The 20,071-nt window shown below is 62.1% G+C and carries 17 protein-coding genes; 8 read left to right on the plus strand and 9 right to left on the minus strand.

The features are described 5' to 3' along the window. Positions 1 to 12 precede the first annotated feature (12 nt). The 4 genes from KPL76_RS03095 to KPL76_RS03110 are packed head-to-tail and all read right to left on the minus strand — an operon-like array spanning position 13 to position 4,040. On the minus strand, positions 13 to 1,218 hold the full coding sequence (locus KPL76_RS03095; protein ID WP_253202136.1) for an acyl-CoA dehydrogenase family protein: 1,206 nt from the start codon (positions 1,216 to 1,218) through the stop codon (positions 13 to 15). Next, positions 1,199 to 2,425, minus strand: coding sequence for a CaiB/BaiF CoA-transferase family protein (locus tag KPL76_RS03100; RefSeq protein WP_216335072.1), 1,227 nt, complete (start codon positions 2,423 to 2,425; stop codon positions 1,199 to 1,201). Before KPL76_RS03100 ends, KPL76_RS03095 begins: the two co-directional genes overlap by 20 nt. 2 nt (positions 2,426 to 2,427) lie before the next feature. Then, positions 2,428 to 3,291, minus strand: coding sequence for a 3-hydroxyacyl-CoA dehydrogenase family protein (locus tag KPL76_RS03105; RefSeq protein WP_216335073.1), 864 nt, complete (start codon positions 3,289 to 3,291; stop codon positions 2,428 to 2,430). Next, positions 3,288 to 4,040 (minus strand): enoyl-CoA hydratase/isomerase family protein, encoded by a 753-nt coding sequence (locus KPL76_RS03110; protein WP_216335074.1) that lies wholly within the window; start codon positions 4,038 to 4,040, stop codon positions 3,288 to 3,290. The genes KPL76_RS03105 and KPL76_RS03110 overlap by 4 nt, the downstream gene beginning before the upstream one ends. 148 nt (positions 4,041 to 4,188) lie before the next feature. On the opposite strand from KPL76_RS03110, the gene KPL76_RS03115 reads away from it, so the two are divergent. Further along, positions 4,189 to 5,613, plus strand: coding sequence for an NAD-dependent succinate-semialdehyde dehydrogenase (locus KPL76_RS03115; protein WP_256438721.1), 1,425 nt, complete (start codon positions 4,189 to 4,191; stop codon positions 5,611 to 5,613). 75 nt (positions 5,614 to 5,688) lie between these two features. Here the strand turns inward: KPL76_RS03115 and KPL76_RS03120 are convergent, their stop codons facing one another. After that, complete coding sequence (locus tag KPL76_RS03120; protein ID WP_216335076.1) at positions 5,689 to 6,789, minus strand: LLM class flavin-dependent oxidoreductase; 1,101 nt, start codon at positions 6,787 to 6,789, stop codon at positions 5,689 to 5,691. A 206-nt stretch (positions 6,790 to 6,995) separates the two neighbouring features. On the opposite strand from KPL76_RS03120, the gene KPL76_RS14885 reads away from it, so the two are divergent. After that, positions 6,996 to 8,036: a helix-turn-helix domain-containing protein gene (locus tag KPL76_RS14885; protein WP_216335077.1), complete on the plus strand. Its 1,041-nt coding sequence runs from the start codon at positions 6,996 to 6,998 to the stop codon at positions 8,034 to 8,036. Between the two features lie 59 nt (positions 8,037 to 8,095). Here KPL76_RS14885 and KPL76_RS03130 read toward each other — a convergent pair whose 3' ends face one another. Further along, positions 8,096 to 9,145 carry a helix-turn-helix domain-containing protein gene (locus tag KPL76_RS03130; RefSeq protein ID WP_216335078.1) on the minus strand — a complete coding sequence of 350 codons (1,050 nt, stop codon included), beginning with the start codon at positions 9,143 to 9,145 and terminating at the stop codon, positions 8,096 to 8,098. A 327-nt stretch (positions 9,146 to 9,472) separates the two neighbouring features. Between KPL76_RS03130 and KPL76_RS03135 the strand changes: the two genes are divergently transcribed. The 6 genes from KPL76_RS03135 (at position 9,473) to KPL76_RS03160 (ending at position 16,416) form a co-directional block, all read left to right on the plus strand. Further along, entirely contained in the window at positions 9,473 to 10,537 is a 1,065-nt protein-coding gene (locus tag KPL76_RS03135) for a 2,3-butanediol dehydrogenase (RefSeq protein ID WP_205106570.1), read from the plus strand. A 241-nt stretch (positions 10,538 to 10,778) separates the two neighbouring features. After that, on the plus strand, positions 10,779 to 11,945 hold the full coding sequence (locus tag KPL76_RS03140; protein ID WP_216335079.1) for a substrate-binding domain-containing protein: 1,167 nt from the start codon (positions 10,779 to 10,781) through the stop codon (positions 11,943 to 11,945). A 131-nt stretch (positions 11,946 to 12,076) separates the two neighbouring features. After that, positions 12,077 to 13,576 carry a sugar ABC transporter ATP-binding protein gene (locus tag KPL76_RS03145; protein WP_216335080.1) on the plus strand — a complete coding sequence of 500 codons (1,500 nt, stop codon included), beginning with the start codon at positions 12,077 to 12,079 and terminating at the stop codon, positions 13,574 to 13,576. 6 nt (positions 13,577 to 13,582) lie between these two features. Then, a complete protein-coding gene (locus KPL76_RS03150) occupies positions 13,583 to 14,572 on the plus strand; it encodes an ABC transporter permease (RefSeq protein ID WP_216335081.1) in 990 nt (329 codons plus the stop codon). Further along, positions 14,569 to 15,537, plus strand: a complete 969-nt coding sequence (locus KPL76_RS03155; protein WP_216335082.1) for an ABC transporter permease — start codon at positions 14,569 to 14,571, stop codon at positions 15,535 to 15,537. Before KPL76_RS03150 ends, KPL76_RS03155 begins: the two co-directional genes overlap by 4 nt. Positions 15,538 to 15,627: 90 nt before the next feature. Then, a complete protein-coding gene (locus KPL76_RS03160; RefSeq protein ID WP_216335083.1) occupies positions 15,628 to 16,416 on the plus strand; it encodes an SDR family NAD(P)-dependent oxidoreductase in 789 nt (262 codons plus the stop codon). A gap of 219 nt (positions 16,417 to 16,635) precedes the next feature. On the opposite strand, the gene KPL76_RS03165 is transcribed toward KPL76_RS03160, so the two are convergent. From KPL76_RS03165 to KPL76_RS03175, 3 genes are read right to left on the minus strand one after another with little or no spacing between them, the layout of a single operon-like run. Continuing rightward, complete coding sequence (locus KPL76_RS03165) at positions 16,636 to 18,000, minus strand: NAD-dependent succinate-semialdehyde dehydrogenase (RefSeq protein WP_216335084.1); 1,365 nt, start codon at positions 17,998 to 18,000, stop codon at positions 16,636 to 16,638. Positions 18,001 to 18,040: 40 nt separating this feature from the next. Then, on the minus strand, positions 18,041 to 18,571 hold the full coding sequence (locus KPL76_RS03170; RefSeq protein WP_216335085.1) for a flavin reductase family protein: 531 nt from the start codon (positions 18,569 to 18,571) through the stop codon (positions 18,041 to 18,043). A 31-nt stretch (positions 18,572 to 18,602) separates the two neighbouring features. Beyond that, positions 18,603 to 19,763, minus strand: a complete 1,161-nt coding sequence (locus tag KPL76_RS03175) for an LLM class flavin-dependent oxidoreductase (RefSeq protein WP_216335086.1) — start codon at positions 19,761 to 19,763, stop codon at positions 18,603 to 18,605. Positions 19,764 to 20,071: the final 308 nt, after the last annotated feature.

The following is a 20,071-nucleotide window of genomic DNA, read 5'->3' on the forward strand; positions in this document are numbered from 1 at the left end:
GATCGGTCCTTACTAGTTGAACGCTGGAACGCCGGTGATGTCCCGGCCGAGGATGAGTGCCTGCATGGAGTCGGTGCCCTCATAGGTGTGCACGACCTCCATGTCGAGGAGGTGGCGCGCCACATGGTTCTCGAGCAGGATTCCGTTGCCGCCGAGCATGTCGCGTGCCTCGCGGCACAGGGCGCGCGACTTCTGGCCGGTGAACAGCTTGGCGAGAGAGGCCTGCTCATTGGTCAGGCGGCCCTCGTTCTGGAGTGCGCCCGTGCGGAAACAGATCAGCTGCATAGCCGTGAGGTCGGCGAGCATGTTGGCCAGCTTGTACTGCACGAGCTGGTAGTTCGAGATGGATTTGCCGAACTGCACCCGCTCGTTTGCAAAGCGCACCGCGATCTCGTACGACGCCTGCGCGTGCCCGAGCGCCTCCCAGGCGACCGTCGTCCGTGTCATGTTCAGGATTGAAGAGACATCCCGGAACGACTTCGACAGCGCCAGCTTGTTCCCTGCCGGCACCCGGAGACCCGTGATGGTGATCGCCGCCTGCTGGATGGCCCGCTTGGCCATCTTGCCGGTGATCGCCTCGGCGTGGTAACCCTCCGGATACGTTCCGTCGGCGTTCTTCTCCATGACGAAGGCCTTGACCTTGTTGTCGGCGACATCGCGCGCCCAGATGATGACAACGTCGGCCACGTGGCCGAGACCGATCCAGCGCTTCTCTCCACTGATCACGTACTCGTCTCCGACGAGCTCTGCTGTCGATTCGAGGCCGACAGAGTCGGATCCGTGAGCGGCCTCCGTCAGGGCGAATGCTCCGAGCTTGCGCAGCGCGGCCAGCTCGGGCAGCCAACGTGTCTTCTGTTCCTCACTCCCGAGAAGGTTGATCGTGCCCATGACCAGGCCGGACTGCACCGCGTTGATCGTGTTGAAGCTGCCATCTCCTCGCGAGAGTTCCATGGCGACGAGGCCGGTCTGCAAGCGGGTGAGCCCGGGTGCGCCATACCCTTTGATCGCCGTGCCGACGATTCCGAGTTCCGCGACCTTGGGCAGAAGGTGATACGGGAAGTCCGCCTTCTCCCAGTACTCATTGATGACGGGCGTCACTTCGGCATCGACGAACGCGCGCACCTTCGCTGCGAGCGCACGGTCTTCGTCGCTGAGGTAGTCCGTCACCCGGTAGTAGTCCGAGTCGACGGCGAATACGTCATTCAGTTGGTCGTTCACGATTCCTCTTCTCTGGTGTGGCTGGCAGATCTGATGTGACTGGCGGGCCGTAGAGCCAGTCGAGTACGTCGACCCGGCCTTCATTCAGCACGGGGGGCGCCCAGTCATAGCTCGGCGCTGTGCGCGAGAACGAAATCGGGTTTCGGATGCCCGGCAGTTCCCGCTCACCCGAACCGGCAGCCACGACGGGTTCGAGCCCGAGTCGCGCAGCAGTCTCGACTCCGCCCTGCACATTGAGGATGGGGGCAGCCGGAACACCCGTGGCCTGGAGCAGGTCAGCCCACTCGCTGGCCGTGCGCACACTCAGCAGTTCTTCTAGGATCGGTCGCAATTCCCCCCGATTGTGATTGCGCGCCGGCGCCGTCGCGAATCGCTCATCGACCCCGAGCTCTGCCCTGCCGATACCGGCGCAGAGCGCACGGAAGAGAGAATCGTTGCCCACAGCAATGACGATCTGGCCGTCTGCAGTGGGGAACGGCGCGTAGGGGTAGAGGCTGGGGTGTTCGTTGCCCATGCGCGTGGGCACCGTTCCCGACAGTGCGTAGGCACCGGTCTGGTTGACCAGGCCTGAAAGAGCGGAAGAGAGCAGGTTCATCTCGACCTGCTGGCCCTCACCCGTCAGGTCCCGGTGATGGAGCGCTGCAAGTATGCCGATACAGGCATGCAATCCCGTCATGACGTCGAAGACAGCGACCCCAGCCCGGAACGGCTCGCCTCCGGGGTTGCCGGTGAGGTCCATCATTCCCGAGATCGCCTGCGCGAGGAGGTCGTAACCGGGTAGGTCTGCACCACCTGCAGTGCCGAAGCCGGTGATCGACGCGTAGATGACCGTGGGGTTGACTGCGGCGATCGAGCTGTACCCGAGCCCGAAGCGGGCGAAACCACCCGGCTTGAAGTTATCGATGACGACGTCGGCGCTTGCGGCCAGGTCGTGGGCGATCATCCGGTCGTCTTCTGTCGTGAGGTCGAGCACGATCGACCGCTTGTTGCGATTCACAGAGAGGAAGTACGTCGACTCCTCGCCGAGCACCGGTGGCTTGTAGTTGCGGGTTTCGTCGCCTGCAGGCGACTCCACCTTGATGACGGTGGCACCCATGTCTGCGAGCAGCATCGTGCAGTAGGGGCCGGCAAGTACGCGCGAGAAGTCTGCGATGACCAGGCCGGCGAGAGGGCCTGTCGCTTTTCTGCCGAACACGGACTCGTTCATGGTCACTTGGCACCCTCTGTGCCGTAGTCGAAGAATCCCTTGCCCGTCTTTCGACCGAGGTCACCTCGGGCGACCAGGTCGCGGAGGATCTGTGGTGGCTCGAACCTGGGGCCGATGGTGTCGAAGAGGTACTCGGCGATACCGAGCCGAACGTCGAGACCGACAAGGTCAGAAGTTCGCAGAGGCCCGACCGGATGCTTGTAGCCGAGTTCCATGGCCACATCGATGTCGGCAGCGCTGGCCACGCCCTCTTCGACCATGCGCATCGCTTCGAGAGCGATGGCGAGCCCGAGTCGGGAGCTTGCGAAGCCCGGGCTGTCGCGCACGGTGATCGATGTCTTACCCAATGCCTCCACCCATCCGGCCGCCTGGATCGCGTAGTCACCGGAGGTCGTGTCTGCCACGACGATCTCGACGAGCGTCGACGCAGGAACAGGATTGAAGAAGTGGAGTCCACCGAAACGAGACGGGATGCTCAGCTGCGATCCCAGGCGCTGTACGGAGAGGGACGAGGTGTTCGTGGCGATCCATGCGTCGTCAGCGACGACCCGTTCCACCCCCGTGAGTGCTGCGAGCTTCAAGTCGAACTGCTCGGGCACGGCTTCCACGACAAGCCCAGCGTTCTCGAACGCCTCCGGCGTCGTGGCGACGCTGAAACGACTGCTGATCTCCTCTTCAGTCTCGCTCACGGCGCCACGAGCGACACTGTTCTTGACACTGCTGAGAACCCGGCCTCGTGCGCCCTGGGCCCATTCCTCGGTCTGCTCGACGACGACGACGTTCGCTCCTGCGATCAGGAAGGCGTGCGCGATACCGGCGCCCATCCGGCCGCCACCCAACACTCCGACATACTCTGGGACTGTCATCTTTCGGTTCCTTTTCGGTTCAAGAACGCCGTCATCCGCTGCTCTTTGCCGTCGGCTTCGAAGAGCACGGCCTGGCCCAGGTCGTCGACATACGGATGCGCCGAACGCGGCATGTGCATGACCATCTTGGTGATCCTCACGGCAAGTTGATCCTGGGCGACGATGCGGTCAGCGAGGCGGGACGCTGCGTTCAGCAGGTCTTCGGGTTCATGGATCTCAGTGATGAGGCGTAGGGCGAGAGCCTCGCGCGCGTCGAGGATTCGTCCGGCCAGGAGAATCTCCGTCGCAACCGCGATTCCGACGAGTTCACGAAGTCGCCAGGTCGCACCAGCCGCGGCCATGATGCCGAGACCGGTCTCGGGATTACCGAACCGGGCACGCGGAGTTGCGATGCGAAAGTCTGCGGCCATGGCAAGTTCGGCTCCGCCTCCGAGGGCGAAGCCGTCAACTGCTGCGATCACAGGGAGCGGGAGCCGGGCGATCCGGTCGAACAGGCCGGAATTGATGCCAGAGAGAGCCTGGTCACGTCGGCGATATCGCAGTTCGCGAATGTCGGCCCCTGACGCGAAGACCGCGTTTCGTTCGGTGTCTGTTCCCGAGAGAATCAACACTCGCGGTTCGGATTCGAGCGACGCGCAGAGCTCGTGAAGCTCCTCGACCATTTCCCGGTCGATCGCGTTGCGCGTCTCCGGGCGAACGATCCGAGCAAACACGCGATCTTCTGCTTCGTCGATCTGGATCGATGTCATTGGCTGTCTGCGTCCTCTCCGCGTCTTTGCGACCTTGAGATGCCAGTGAACACGATCGGCGACACCGCACATGGTGACTGTGCAGTTCTTGACCATTTCAGCTGCTTGAAGGGGTGCGATCCTGCTCGGCCATCGACAATCTGAAAGAGTGCGCAATCCTTCGCGACGCTCTTGTCACGTCTATGTCGAGGAGGCATCGGTGAGTCATTACCAATCGATCAACCCAGCCACGGGAGAAGTGGAACAGCAGTTCGAGACCCTGGCAGATTCGGAGATCGAACCCATACTTGCCGAGGCCAGTCACGGTTACCGACTCTGGAGGGCCGTTCCACTCGCAGAACGCCGGGCGATCATCAAGCGGGCAGCAGAGCTCTGTCGCGAACGTTCGGAGGCCCTGGCGTCGATTGTGACCGCTGAGATGGGCAAGCCCATCGTGCAGGCGCGCGGGGAAGTCTCCATCTGGGCATCCATCTTCGACTATTTCGCAGACAACGCTGAGAAGTTCCTCGAAGACGAGCGACTCGAGATCATGGGCGGCGGTGAAGCGTGGGTCAGAACGGATTCGATCGGCGTGCTGCTGGGCATCATGCCCTGGAACTTTCCGTACTACCAAGCCGCGCGTTTCATTGCGCCCAACCTGATGCTCGGCAACGCCATCATTCTGAAGCATGCTCCGAACTGCCCTCGTTCCGCCCTCGCGATCGCAGAGATCCTCAGGGATGCGGGCGTACCGGGCGGGGTCTACACGAACGTCTTCGCCACGAATGACCAGGTCGCGACGATGCTGGCCGACGACCGGATCCAGGGCGTCTCTCTCACCGGGTCGGAGCGCGCAGGTTCTGCGGTCGGTGAGATCGCCGGTCGCCACATGAAGAAGTACGTGCTTGAGCTCGGTGGGTCGGACCCCTTCATCGTCGTCGACCCTGCCGACATGAAGGCCGCCGCCAAGGCCGCCGCCATCGGCAGGATGAACAACGCCGGACAGGTCTGCACAGCATCGAAACGCTTCATCGTCGTCGAAAGCGCCTACGACGAATTCGTCAGGCACTTCGCCCTCGCGATCGAGTCCTATCAGCCGGGTGACCCGCTGTCGGAGTCGACAGTGCTCGGCCCGTTGTCTACCGCGGTCGCCGTCGACGAGCTGGAGGGTCAGGTCGCCGACGCCGTTGAGGCTGGTGCGACCCTGCTCGTCGCGGGTGGTCGCGTTGCAGGCCCTGGCAACTTCTTCAAACCGACCGTGCTGGCCGGTGTGACCCGGGAGATGCGCGCCTACAGCGAAGAACTCTTCGGCCCGGTTGCCGTCGTGTACCGGGTGGCCGACCTCGCCGAAGCCATCGAATTGGCGAACGAATCGCCATTCGGGCTCTCGGCTTCGCTCTTCGGCGCCGACGATGCGAGCCTGACGTCCGCAGCGGCGGAACTGGATTTCGGCATGGTCTGGATCAACGGCATCAGCAGGAGCGCGCCGGATCTGCCCTTCGGCGGCGTGAAGCGATCCGGTGTGGGCCGCGAGTTGTCCCGCTACGGCATGTACGAGTTCGCCAACAAGAAACTCGTGCGCATCCCCGCGTAGCCGCCAGCAACACGCGGAGCGGAAACAGAGAAGGGGCCCGGAGCATTCGCTCCGGGCCCCTTCTCTGTGATGCGACTAGGCCAGGGCCGGCTGTCCCTGGAAACGAGGAGCAACCTCGTTCGCCAGAAGAGTCATCGTCTCGCGCTCCCGCGCTTCGTTGACACCGCTGCCGTCCATCATCGACAGGAGCAGGGTACCGAACGGACCCGTCGACTCACGGAACGCCTGGAGCTTCTCGGTCACCGTGTCGGGTGAGCCGTAGATGACCATGCTCTCGATGAGGTCTTCGACCGTGAGATCTTCGTCTGGGGTCGAGGGGTCCTGCTTCATGACTGCGGTGTAGTTTGCCGCCTTCAGAACTTCCCAGAGGTACGAGAAGTAGTAGTAGTTGCCACCATCGGGGTCGAAGACCCTGTCCTTCGCTTCTGCGTCGGTGCTGGCAATGACCATGTTGCGCGACACGCGCCACTCGTCACCGGTAGCCTCGACGCCGATCGAGTCGCAGCCTTCGACGTACTTCTGCCAGTGGCTCTGCACCACGAACTGCGGGCAGAAGTTGGCGGTCATGGGAGCCCAGCCGCGTTCGACGGCGCTCTTGACGCTGCCCGAGAACGGGGACATCGCCGTTGAGAGGATCGGGGGGTGCGGCTGCTGGAGCGGCTTGCCGATCGAACCGACACCCAGCTCCGGAATCAACGTGGCCTCGATGCCGAATTCGTAGTGCTTGGTCTTGACCTGGTAGGGCGGTTCGCTCTTCCAGAGATCGAGGATGATGTCGATCGACTCCATCATCTTCTCGTTGCGGATCTGGCCATCTAGCACTCCGAAGAGCTCCATGTCGCTTGCGAGTCCGCCCGGGCCGATGCCCATCAGGAATCGCCCGTTGCTCAGGTGGTCGAACATCGCGGCTTCAGCTGCGACGAGTGCCGGGTGGTGGTTGGGCAGCGCCAACACGCCGGTACCGAGCTTGATGCGCTCGGTACGGCTGATGAGTGACGCGAGGAACATCATTGGCGCGGGGATGGGCTCCGTCGTGCAGGAGACGTGCTCCCCGATGAAAACCTCCTCGAACCCCAGCTTGTCAGCCAGGATGACTCTCTCCGCGTCCTCTACATAAACTTCTCCGCGATTCCGCGTCGGCGGGTGCAGCGGCATTCCGAACAGACCGATTTTCATGGTATTCCTTTCTCCGTTGAATGGCTCATTCACGAATTCCGATACTCCCTCCGCCAGCCATCCACCAGTGCGTCTTGTTCACTAACCGAACATTCCCGGTTTGTTATCTCCCGGCTGTTCAATAACTGAACAATTCAGGCGCCCTGCAGCCCGGCCGCAAGATACTGAGTGGTCACGCGACGACGCGCGACTGCGAAAGGTTGGGAATGAACAGTGCGGTCAGCTGGGAATCATTCGTCAGGGAGCTTGACGCCAGGAACACAGCACCCACCGCGTTGGTGCAGGCAAAGGATCGGGGCACCGATTCTGTAGAGCTGAGTCCCTTCGAGCTCAGCCAGGAGCTCATGCGCTCTGCCCACGACGTACTTCGTTCAACGGAAGACGCCCTCGCCGATACGACGACATGGCTGGCTGTTGCCGATGCCTCCGGCGTCATCACGTACGAGTGGGCGTCGAATTCCCACGTGAAGAACCTCATGTCGCGCGCCGACGTCGAGGCGGGAGCCGATCTCACCGAGACCCACGCTGGAGCGAACGGTGTCGGAACCGCGCTTGCCAGACGGAGCCGCACTCTGGTGAAAGGCTCCGAACACTACAACGAGAGCTGGCATCCCTTCGCGTGCGGCGCGAGCCCGATCATCCACCCGGTAACCAAGACCATGATGGGCGTCGTGAACATCACGTGCCTCGTTGCGGAGCAGAACCAGCACCTCAAGATCACGCTCAACTCCATGGTCGCCGGTATTCAGCACGGCCTGCTCGCGAGATCGCGCACCCGGCACCAGCGTCTGCTCGATGCGCACCTGCGCGTACGGCAACAATCCCGGGGTCCTGTCGTGACCCTCGATGCGTTCACCATGATCGTCGAAGACGACCTGGGCGCGCTGATCGACCGGCAATCCATCTGGGAGCTGATCGAGAGCGTCGGGCCGCTTGCGACCGAACTCTCGCTGCCTTCGGGGCAACGACTCCAGCTGATCCCTGTCGTGCGGGGTCGTCTCTCAGAGGGTTGCTCGCTGGTCTTCGAACCGGGTCGCAGGGTTGCAGAGCTGGTCGGGGCAGGCGGGATCCGCTCAATCGAAGCCCAGAAGGGTTGCCGCGAGCGTCTGGGCCCGCTCGAGCAGGCCGAGTTCGAGGTCATCCTCGCCGCACTGCACGCGACCGGTGGTAACAAGTCCGAAGCGGCAGCCAAGCTGCAGATCTCCCGAGGCACGCTCTACGAGCGTCTTCGGCGCTACGGCCTCTGACCCATTCGAACTGTGCGTCGAAGTGCAGTTCAGAAAAGCTCACCAATCAGGAAACCTCGTCAGACTTCTTCCAGGCCGTAACGCCTGAGGCGCTCGTAGAGCGTGCCGCGGGAGATCTGCAGCCTGTCCGCAGCGATCGATTTGTTTCCTTCAACCTCCCTCAGCACAGAGATGATGACATCACGCTCGGATTGTTCGATCGGGCCGAGTGAGCGCCATTTGGCATCGTGCATGCGGACACGATCGGTGTGGCTTCCGATCGGCGCCCCGAACACGAGCGAGCACCCCGCTGAAATGTCGGTCTGATCAATCGGGAACAGTCGCACCCGCTGACCGCTCGGCAGTGTGAGCTGGGTGGCGGAGGCGCCCGTACGCTCGATGAGGCTCCAGATCATGTCGCGATCGAACCCGGCGAGTTCCCTGGAATTCTCAGCGATCATGGTCTGGCCGTCAAGCGTGATCACCATCAGAGGGGTTGCCCTCGTCACTCGGAGATGAGCATCGAGCAAACGTTGGTGTCTCGTTCGCAGGCCTGAGGCGAACGAATCCTGGATGCCGGAGGTCAGGGAATTCAACGCGATCTTCACGTGCTGGTTCTCTTCAGCGACGAGCGCTGTGATGTTGGCGATACCGATCACTTCGCGAGACAGCGGGTGTATGAGGGGGGCGGCGACGCAGACGAGGTCGTGCCACGCCGGATTCAGGTGTTCAGCACCGTTGACACGCGAAGGCGACCTGGTGGCCAAGGCCAGCCCCACTCCATTGGTGCCCACCGCATGCTCTTCAAGGAGCGCGCCTTTCGCGACGGATGCGTTGTCGAGTCGGTGACGGAGGCTCGAGGTCGATGACCACTCATAGATGACGATGCCCTTCGAATCCGCCAGGGAGACCCAGGTCGTGGTGTTCGAAAGCGCCTCTTCAACACCATCGAGAACTCCGCGCGCCGCGCGGAGCAGTACGTCGTCGCGATCTGGTTCGCTGTGTACCTCGATCGATGGTTCGAGGGGGTTCGACTCGGCGGACCGCGCCCAGGAAGCAGCAATCGGAAGCCGGACGCCGTTCACGGATTCGGTTTCGACGAACCTTTCCCAGCTGCTGGAGTACGTCATCTCTGTCGCTCGATCACCTTTGGTCGGACGGGTCGCAACAAAAATCACGCCCGGTCCATTACATCATCGATTGGGATATTGGAAGGGGGGGTGCAGAAAATGAACAGGCAATTTGTTACAAATTCCTTGGCATGGCCTCTGCCGAAATAACAAAAACACAGGCGATCGGCACCATGTTCAAGAAATGAACAGTCCGACTCGAGCGGTTTCGAGGTGCCCTTAGATTCTCTTGACTCGGCGTTTACGTACGAGCGCCCTTCGAGGCTCCGCAGGTGGCGACACGACATCGGGCGAGAGCCGAAGACCCAATCAAAGGAGATATGGCTGATGAAAGCAACACGCTTCTACGGCAAAGAAGACATCCGCACCGAACAGATCCCGGAGCCGGAACTGCTTCCGGGGAGCGTGAAGATCAAGGTCGAATGGACCGGAATCTGCGGCACCGACCTCCACGAGTTCGAAGAGGGAGCGATCTTCTGCCCGAAGCCCGGGCATCCACACCCACTGACCGGTGAAACGACTCCGGTGGTGCTCGGCCACGAACTCGCCGGCGTGATTGCAGGCCTCGGCGAGGGTGTGACCGGGCTCACGGTCGGCGAACGAGTCGCCCTCGAGCCCTACATCCTGTGTGGCGAGTGCGAATACTGCCTCGGCGGCGAGCAGTACAACCTCTGCCCGAAGGCCGGGTACTACGGCCTCTCCGGCTGGGGCGGTGGTTTCGCGGAGTACGTCGTGGTGAACAACCCAGCAATGGTGCACCCGCTGGGCGAGCTCTCAACCGAGGTGGGCGCGCTCGTCGAACCTCTTTCCGTGGCCCATCACGCGGTTCGACGTTCCGGAGCCAAGGCCGGTGACACGGCCGTAGTGTTCGGCGCCGGCCCGATCGGCATCTTCGTGACCCTGATTCTCAAGGCGATCGGTGTCGAGACGATCTACAACGTCGAGATCTCAACCATCCGCAAAGAAAAGGTCCTCTCAGCCGGCTCGACGCGCGTCATCGACCCCACAGCTGAAGACGTGGTCGCGACGATCCGCGAGCTCACCGGTGGCCGGGGAACCGACGTTGCCTTCGAGTGCGTCGCTGCCTCGCCGGCCCTCCAGGCGGCAATGGACTCCACCCGGAGCGGCGGAACAGTCGTGAACGTCTCCATCTGGAGCCACAACGCCGACGTCAATCTCTTCGGCCTCACCATGCGCGAGCTCAACCTCGTTGGAACGAGCGCGTACGCGAACGACCACGCTGCCGTCATCAAACTCCTGCAGGAGGGGCGTATCGAGAACGTCGAGCAGTACATCACCGGCCGAATCTCGGTTGAGGATGTCGTGGAGCTGGGCTTCAAGCAGCTGATCCACAACAAAGAAGAGAACGTCAAGATCATCGTTCACCCGTAGTCGTTTGCACGACTAACCCTGTCGATCTCCGTCGCCCTGTGCAGATACTGAACATTCTCACGGGGCGACGGGATTTTGACAGCAGGATGGCGATCGCGAAGCACCACGAGCACGACTCGATCTTGTTGAAAGATCTCCCGGAGCCGAACGTTTCGCGTCCCAATCGACAGCGCAGTCATTCAGAACACTGCGCAGTCAGCACCGATGAAGCAATCACACACTATGCAAAGGAGCACAGAAAATGCGCACTCGGAAACTCTTGAGTTGGCAGACAGTGGCAGCTGCCGCCCTCATCACCGGCCTCACGGTCGCAACCGCAGGCTGCAGCACGGGCGGATCGTCAAGCTCGAGCACCGCAGCAGCGGGCTCGGGTTCAGGCACCCTCGACGGGAAGGGCGCACTCATCAAGATCTTCATGCCCTCGACGTCGAACGTCTACCTGGCCGCAGCAGCGAAGGCCGCTGCAGCTGAAGCGAAGAACCTCGGCTACACCTCGAGCATCATCGAGAACAACTTCAGCCAGACCGAAGAAGACCAGCAGGTGCAGGAATGGCTCGCCACCGGCGAGAAGGCTGCCGCTGTTCTGATCTGGCCGGCTTCCGCGAAGAATGCGACAGCATCCATTCGCGCGCTCTCGAAGGTTGCACCGGTTCTGCAGTGGAACCAGCTGATCGACCCCGCAGCAGACCCGTTCATCAAGATCGGCTACGCTGGCGTCTCTGACCTCGGAATCGGCGACCAGGCCGGTAAAGACACTCTGGCCCAGATCGACACCCTGACGAAGGCCGGCTACAAGTTCCACGGCCCCGGCGGACTGCCGAACGTTCTCGAGATCTCACTCGGATCCGGCGACTACGCCGCTGGTGAAGACCGCCACACGGCCTTCATGAAGGTCACCGACGGCAAGATCAACTACCTCGGTCGTGAAGGCGCTGCGAACTTCGACGCCCAGGGAGCCTTCACGGCTGCCAGCACCGCGATCCCGAAGTACCTCTCGGCCGGTATCGACATCATCTACGTGCAGACCAACGACATGGGTAACGGTGTTGTGCAGGCCGCCGAACAGAACGGCCTCAAGCCTGGCACCGACGTCTTCCTCATGACAGGAACGTCATCAGGGTCGACCGCGAACCTGCGTTCAGGCAAGATCACGACGGCTGTTCTGCAGTCGCCGGTCATCGAAGGCACACTGATCGTCGACAACACGGCTCAGTACCTCGCCACGGGCTCGGTCACGGCCGGAACCGTCACGATTGCGTCCGACGCAGCCAAGCCCAAGCTCGAGATGACGCCCCCCACCCGCACGACGTACATGATGAACCCGAGCGTCACCGCTGCCAACATCGACAGCTTCAAGATCTGGGGTTTCGACTTCCAGGCACTGATGGGTGACGCCGCAACAAACTGACGCGCCCAGCGCTCAGCCAGCAGCCCGAAAGGGGTTCCGCAGCAGGGGTTACCCGAACCCAGCTGCGGAACCCCTGACGGGCCCACCGTCTCACCGCACCGAACAACGCGAATCTCACTGTGGAGGAAAGCATGAACGAGACCATTCCGTTCCGACTTGAAGCAAAAGGCATATCGAAGTCGTACGGGGCCATCAGCGCTCTCGATGACGTGAACCTCGCGCTGAAGCCCGGAGAAGTGGTGGCCCTTCTCGGTGAGAACGGCGCCGGCAAGAGCACGATCGTCAAGATCATCTCGGGCCTCATCGTTCCCGACAGCGGCACGATCACGATCGACGGCGAAGAAGTCGTCCTCCCCACAGTGAACGCTTCCCAGGCCGCGGGCATTGCTGTGGTGCAGCAGGAATTCAGCACCGTCGGCACCCTGACCGTTGCCGAGAATCTCGTTCTCGGGCAACGCGGCGCCTCCTGGTGGTGGAGCCCGAGCAAGCTCAACACCGCCGCAAAAGCCATTCTCGAACGCGTCGGCCTTGAAGATCTCGACCCCAACACTCCGGTCGAGAACCTCACTGTTGCAGAGATGCAGCTGGTCGAGATCGCCCGCGTTCTGGCCAAAGACGCGAAGATCGTCATCTTCGACGAGCCCACAGCCGCACTCTCCGACGCAGAGATCGTGCGCGTTCTTCGCGTCGTCAAGCGATTGGCTGCCGAAGGCCGAAGCGTCATCTACGTGACTCACCGTCTCCCCGAAGTCTTCGAAATCGCCGACCAGGTGGTGATCTTCCGAAATGGCAAGAGCCAGCCGTCGAGAAACGTCTCCGATCTCACCGTCGACATGGTCGTTGCACTGATGATCGGCCGCGAGCTCGGGCACCTCTATCCCGAGAAGTCTCCGAGTATCGGCGAGGTCGTCCTTGAGACCAGCGGCCTCAAGATCGCCGGCATGCGATCTGAAGTCAACCTCCAGGTTCGGCGCGGCGAGATCCTCGGGCTCACCGGGCAGCTCGGGTCTGGCACCGCGGAAATCATGCAGGCCATCGCAGGCAACGCCGACGTCTTGGCCGGCACAGTCGAACTCGAAGGGTCACCAATCGACCTCCGCGGACGGCGCCGTGGAATCGTCATCGGAATCGCCTACTGCTCCCCCGACCGTAAGAAGGACGGCATCTTCGCCGGAGTTTCGATCAAGCGGAATCTCTCCTCTCCCTGGCTTCGTCGCGTTTCCCGCGTGGGATTCGTCAGCCGCAAGCAGGAGATGGACGAAGCGACACGAAGCGCAAGCAATTTCGCCATCGACCTTGCCCGCATGCAGACTCCGGTCGGCAACCTCTCTGGTGGGAACCAGCAGAAGGTCGCTGTCGGAAAATGGTTGGGCATCCGGCCGCGGGTCCTTCTTGTCGAAGAGCCCACACGAGGGGTGGATGTCGGCGCACGCGCCGAGATCTACGCCCAACTCCGCCGACTGTGCGACAGCGGCGTCGGCATCATCGTCAGCTCATCTGACACCAATGAAATCCTGGGCCTCTCCGACACGATCGCTACGTACTACCGAGGGGCACAGACGTCGAGCAAATCAGCATCCGAATGGACAGAGCCAGAGCTTGTCCGTGAAGTCATGCACCGTGAGGACTGAATCAAAATGACGACAACACTTCAACCAACAACTACCGGCTTCCAGGAGCGTGCCGGCCAACGCCGGGCGATCAACGGAATCAGGAACTCGGCTCTGCCGATCCTCATCGCGGCGGTGTACGTCGGAGCGAGCATCTTCGTGCCCCAGTTCCTCACCTTCGAGACGATCAGGGCGATCCTGCTCGCGACATCGATCACAGGGATCATCGCGGTCGGAATGACGGCCGTCACCCTCTCGGGCAACTTCTTCTCGCTCGCGGTGACAGCCAGCACCGTTTTCTCTGGTGTGATCTACCTGTGGGTGGGCAGCGCGACCGGGAACATCTTCGTGGCAGCTCTTGCAGCGATCGTCGTCGCACTGGTACTCGGACTCATCCAGGGCTACATAGTCGGGCTGGGCCTGAATCCTGTGGTTGTGACTCTGGCGGCCGGCGCGATCATCTACGGATCGACGGCCATCCTCACCAAGGGCGAGGTCGTGGCAGCAGCAGACAACAGCATGGGTGCCTTTGCCACCTTCGCCATCTTCGGAGTTCCCCTCCCTGTCTTCATCTTCATCGGCTTCACTGCCGTCGCATGGTTCCTGACCGAACACACCCTCATCGGCCGCAACCTGCACCTTCTCGGCGCGAACAAGGCGACTGCCCGGAACAGCGGAATCTCGGCCACCGGTACCACCATCTGGGCGTTCCTCGCCTTCTCGGTCGGCATCGGCGTCGCGGCCATCCTGCAGGTGTCGCAGACCCTGCAGATCCAGGCGGACAACTTTCCCGAGCTCACCATGAACGTCGTGGCCGCTGTTCTGGTGGGTGGTACTGCGATCACCGGTGGTGACGGCTCACCGGTCAAGTCCGCGATCGGCGCTCTGTTCATCGCGACGATCACACAGATCATGGTGCTGTCGGGAATCCCTCAGGGCACGCGATACTTCGTTCTCGGCCTCGTCGTCGTCGCCCTTGTCATCACGCTTCACCTCTTGCGAAAGGCTTCCCGATGAATCCCGTATTTGCATGGTTCAAGCGGTACCTGCTCCAGTTCGTGGTACTCATCGCGGTCATCGTCTCGATGTACTCGCTCTACCCGAACTTCCACGTCGAGGCCTCCCTCGAACGCCTCATTCCGCTCGGCGTCATCGCTGCAGGGCTCGCCGTGACCATGATCGCCGGCGAATTCGACCTCTCCATCGCCTCGATGGCGGCTCTCGCAGGCGCTCTGACAGTCGTCTTCTCGGGTCTCGGCCTGATCGTGGCCGTGGTGATTGCGATCATCGGCTGCACCCTCCTCGGAATGCTCCAGGGCTGGGCGATCGCGAAGCTGGGCATCAACTCCCTCGTCTTCACCGTCGGCACGCTCATCCTCATCCGGGGTCTGACGTGGCTGGTATGCGGCGGGCTGGCGATCAGTGTCGACGACATCTTCGCCTCCGACGTCTTCCAGGTGAAGTTCCTCTTCCTCTCTCCCTTGTCGGCAACGGCCCTCGTCGTTCTCATCGGCCTCGGTATCTTCCTTGCCCGAACGAGGTGGGGCCGCGAGCTCTACGCGCTGGGCAGTTCACGACACGAGGCCATCGCAGCCGGTGTGAACTACAAACGCGGGATGATCGTCGCCTTCGGAATCTCGGCAGGTTGTGGCGCCGTCGGTGGCTCTCTGACCAGCGCCCTCTCCGGCTCCGCGGCTCCCGATGCGCTGGAATCGATGCTGGTCACCGGCCTCGCTGCTGTGCTCGTCGGCGGAATCAGCCTGTCGGGCGGTCGCGGCACGATGGTGAACGTCTTCCTCGGTTTCGCGATCATCGCCGTTCTGGCCTCGGGCCTCGCCGGCATGGGATCGAAAGCCTTCGTCTCGCAGCTGTTCACGGGCATCTTCCTGCTGGCCATCGTTCTCATCGACTACGGCATCAAGCGCATCTCTGAACAGAACAAGCGAGGCCGTCAACGCAAGCTCGCCGAAGTCACGGCCTGATCCCCCAAGCCCGATCCACGGTTCAGTTCGAGTAGTCGATTCCGACTCCTCCGGGCGGGAACCACTCACCATAAATATAAGGAGAAGAAAATGTCAGGACGCGTAGAAGGTCGCAGCATCCTCGTCACGGGTGGCGGCAGCGGAATGGGTCGAGTCGTGAGCATCGCCCTCGCCAAGGAAGGCGCAGGTGTGACGATCGTCGATCTGAACGCCGACGCCGCCAAAGCGGTGGCTGACGAGATCATCGCCGCAGGCGGCAAGGCTGTTTCCATCGCCGGCAACGTGACAGAGCGTGCAGATGTCGCGAAAGCCGTGGAGACCGCCGTCGAGGCGTTCGGCAAGCTCGACGTTCTGTTCGCCATCGCGGGCATGATCAAGCCGCAGAAGTTCCTCGAGATCACCGAAGACAACTTCCGCTTGACGCTCGACGTCAACGCTCTCGGCACCCTGATCTGCCAGCAGGAGGCCGCCAAGCAGATGATCAAGCAGGGCCACGGCGGAAAACTCATCCTCACGTCATCGATTGCCGGTCGCCAGGGTTACGGCAACTTCGGTTCGTACTGCGTGAGCAAGTTCGGCGTGATCGCACTCAACCAGTCGGCCGCAAATGCGCTCGCCGAACACCACATCACCTCGAACGCATTTGCTCCGGGCGTCGTCGACACTCCCCTGTGGAAGAAGCTCGACGAAGACCTCGTCGAGATCGGCGCATCCGCCAAGGTCGGCCAGGCGTGGGACGAGTTCTCGGGCGCCAACCTGATCGGTCGCAAGGGTGTTGCAGAAGACGTCATCGGTACGGCGCTGTTCCTCGCATCATCCGACTCGGACTACATGACCGGCCAGGTCATGATGATCGACGGCGGAATGGTGCTCGTCTAACCACCTGCGGCCCCTTCCCGGGGCCCCAACAGACAAGCTGGCTGCGTGCCGGTTCCACTTGACGGAACCGCACGCGGCCAGCTTTTTTGCGTACAGCACCTGTCAGTTCGTCGGAGCGTGATCCAGCCTCTTTGTGACAGTCGGCTCTGTGCCGACAAAAAGGGGGAGCCCCGCGGGTTTCTGCGGGGCTCCCCCTTTCAGGCTGGGGTCATCTGTAGCTCACGCCCGACGAACGAGTTTCTTGTTGGCGAACTCGTCGAGACCGAAGCGGCCCAGCTCCCTGCCGATGCCCGAATTCTTGACGCCGCCGAACGGCAGATCAGGAGCGCTCCTGATCAGCATGTTGACTCCGACCATGCCGACCTCCAGCCGACCGGCAACCTCATCCGCCTCGATTCCTGATCCGGCGAAGACTGCACTGCCCAGACCGAAGGGTGAGTCGTTCGCAAGGTCGACCGCCGCATCTGTCGAAGCGACTTTGTACACAACGGCTACCGGTCCGAAGATCTCCTCGTGGTAGAGACGCATGTCCGGCGTGACTCCCGAGAGCACAGTTGCGGGATAGTAGGCGCCATCACCCTCAGGAATCGTTCCGCCCAGATGCACCTTCGCGCCCTTCGCCACGGCGTCATCCACCAGTTCGGCTACATCGCGGCGAGATCCAGGCGACGACAATGGCCCCATCTTCGTGTCGGGATCCTTCGGGTCGCCCGTGTGCCACGTCGACGCTTCTTCGAGAAAACGAGGGAAGAAGTCATCCCAGACCTCTTCAGAGACGATCGTGCGCTTCATCGATGTGCACGCCTGCCCAGCGTTCCAGAATCGCCCCGTGGCGGCGGCAGAGACGGCCAGGGGGATATCAGCCCCGGGCAGGATGATCAGCGGGTCCGAGCCGCCGAGTTCGAGTACGCACTTCTTCAGGTTCTGGCCCGCCAACCCCCCGATCCGTCGACCCGCGCTCTCGGAGCCCGTCAGCGAGACACCCTGCAGGAGAGGGCTGGCGATAATTCCTTCGATCTGCCCGTGGGTGACGAAGACGTTCGCATATTCACCGTTGGAGGCTCCGGCATCACTCGCGATCTGTTCGACGGCGAGCGAGAGTTGCGGGCAGTTGCTCGCGTGCTTGAGCAGGATCGTGTTGCCGAGCAGGAGGTTGGGAGCGACAAAGCGGGCGACCTGGTAGAGCGGGAAGTTCCACGGCATGACCCCCAGAAGGGCGCCGATGGGTTCGGTGCGCACCACGGCCACTCCGGCGCCCGCGATGTCGAGCGTCTCGTCCGCGAGCAACGCGGGGCCCTTCTGCCCGTAGTACTCGTAGATCGACGCCGCGAGCTGCACTTCGGCCCGGGACTGCGTGATCGGCTTGCCCATTTCGAGCGTCATCAATTGGGCGAGTTCCTCCGTGCGCTCACGATGAAGCGCCCCGATCTGCCCGACGATGGCGGCACGTTCGCCGATCGGCAAAGCCGACCAGCTGCGATAGGCGGCATCGGCTCGCTCGAGTGCGTGCGTCGCCTCCTCATCGCTCAGATCAGCGAATTCGCGAATGACTTCGCCTGACGTCGGGTCGACAGTTCTGTACATCTGTTGTTCTCCTGTTCTGCATCCGCCGGGTGGCGGATGATCACCACTGCTCTGCGGTGGCGTGTAACTCTTCTTCTGCGGTCATGCTGATCTTGCGGAACTTGTTGCCGTAGTACACAAGGGGCGGGGTGTTGGGAACCCAGTCGAAGCGATGCACCTGGAGGATCGCGATGGTGTGATCTCCCGCAGGCACCTCCTTGAACATCGAGATCTCCATCCAGGCCGTAGCACCGCGGATGAGCACGCTGTTGTCAGGGCCGGCATCCCACTCGACCCCGGCAAAGCGATCACCGTCCTTCACCGACAGTTGCCGACTGGTCTTGTCGTGCCATTGCGAGAGCACGCTCAATCCCAACAGCGGACACTGTCTGAGAATCGGCCACGTAGTGGATTCGTTCTGTATGCAGACAGAGACCAGTGGTGGATCAAGCGACACCCACGTGAACGAACTCGCCGCCATTCCCGCGGGCTTGCCGTCGATGTATGCACAGATCGCCGCTATTCCTGAAGGGAACGAGCCGAAGGCGCGCCTGAGCTGATCGCGATCGATCGTCTGCTGGAGGGTGATCATGAGGGGACTCCTGTGTCGTTTCAGAGGAGGTTCAGGGCCGCGAAGCCAGGCGTTCGGCGGCATACCTGTCGGTCGCGGCCTGGATGGCAGCCGCCTGCGGCGCGTCGAGTTCGTCCCACCGGGAGATCGCGTACTCGGTTGCCTGAACCAGGCGATCGGCGCTCCCCTGGAATCGCGGGATCACGTGGTCTGCGAACAGCTCGTAGCTCTTCAGAGTCGCTGCATGCCTGGCCCATTCATGGTGGATCAGAAGATACGAGCCGAACCCACCGGATTGCTTCTGCAGTCGCTCGATCTGGGCGATGGCATCGTCAACGGTGCCGATCACGCCCAACCCCGACTCGTTCACCCACTGCACCCTCTCCTCGAACGTCGCGCCCACCGCACGGAAATGCGGTGTCGCAAGAACGTGCTGGGTGTACTCCGACCAGTCATCGAGCCCGTACTTGACGTCTTCGATCGCCTGCTCCCGCGTCTCGGCCAGGTGCATCGGGCCGCACAGCCGCCACTTCGAACGATCAGGAACATGCCCGAAGCGCGGGGCTCGCTCTTCCATCACATCCCAGTGCAGCGCCAGAGCGTCGAACCCGCGTTGGGCCGTGGCGCCGACCGACATGAGCCCGAGTCCGTGGCGGGCCGCGGCGCGCGGGCCCGTTGGCGAGGCTATGGCAGCCACCACGATGTCGAAGTCGCTGTAGGGCGCGAGCTGCGTGTGTGCGTCTACGAGGTTGTAGCGCTTCGTTCGCGCCGTCACCTTCTCACCCCGCAGAATGCTCATCAGAACATCCGTGTCGTCTTCCAGTGCAGTGCGCTGTTCTTCGAGGGTGATGCCGACCATCGTCGCGTCCGTCGGAAGCGCACCGGGGCCGATGCCCAGCATGAAACGACCGCGGAGCAGTCGGTCCAGGAACAATGCCCGGTCAGCGACCCAGAGCGGGTTGTGATAGGGCAACGAGAGAACACCCGTTCCCAATTTGATGTCGCGCGTCTGTGGTGCGAGCCAGGCGATGAACGCCATCGGATCAGGAATCAGCTCTTGGCCAGCAGAATGATGCTCGCCGATCCAGGCTTCGTCGAACCCGAGACGGTCCATGTGCTGGATGATCTCCAGGTCGCGTTGGTACGCAGTAGTCGGATTCTGGCCAGCCGGGCAGTGGAAAGGAGCCATGAAGGTACCGAACTTGAGTCCCATTGCCGAACCTCGCTTCATTGGGCGGCGCTGCCACAGTCACGTTATGTCGTATCGCCTCAGGAACCACAGCCGAAATCGACTTCTGAGCACCTCGTCCCCGCTGAAGAGGAGATCCGACACTTCCAGACTCTCGCGCCAGTCGCTTCTATTGGAGATACGTCCAGAATTTGAACAGATCGCGCAAACACGTCCGGAGGCAGTTTGAGGTGGGACCTTCGGCACTGTCGATCGATCGAGACTCCCCAGATAGTGGAGTGCGGAGCAACAGCCACCAGAATGCCAACCACACGAAAGCGAATGCGACCATG

The organism is Subtercola sp. PAMC28395 (assembly GCF_018889995.1).
In the GTDB taxonomy this organism is placed as follows: domain Bacteria; phylum Actinomycetota; class Actinomycetes; order Actinomycetales; family Microbacteriaceae; genus Subtercola.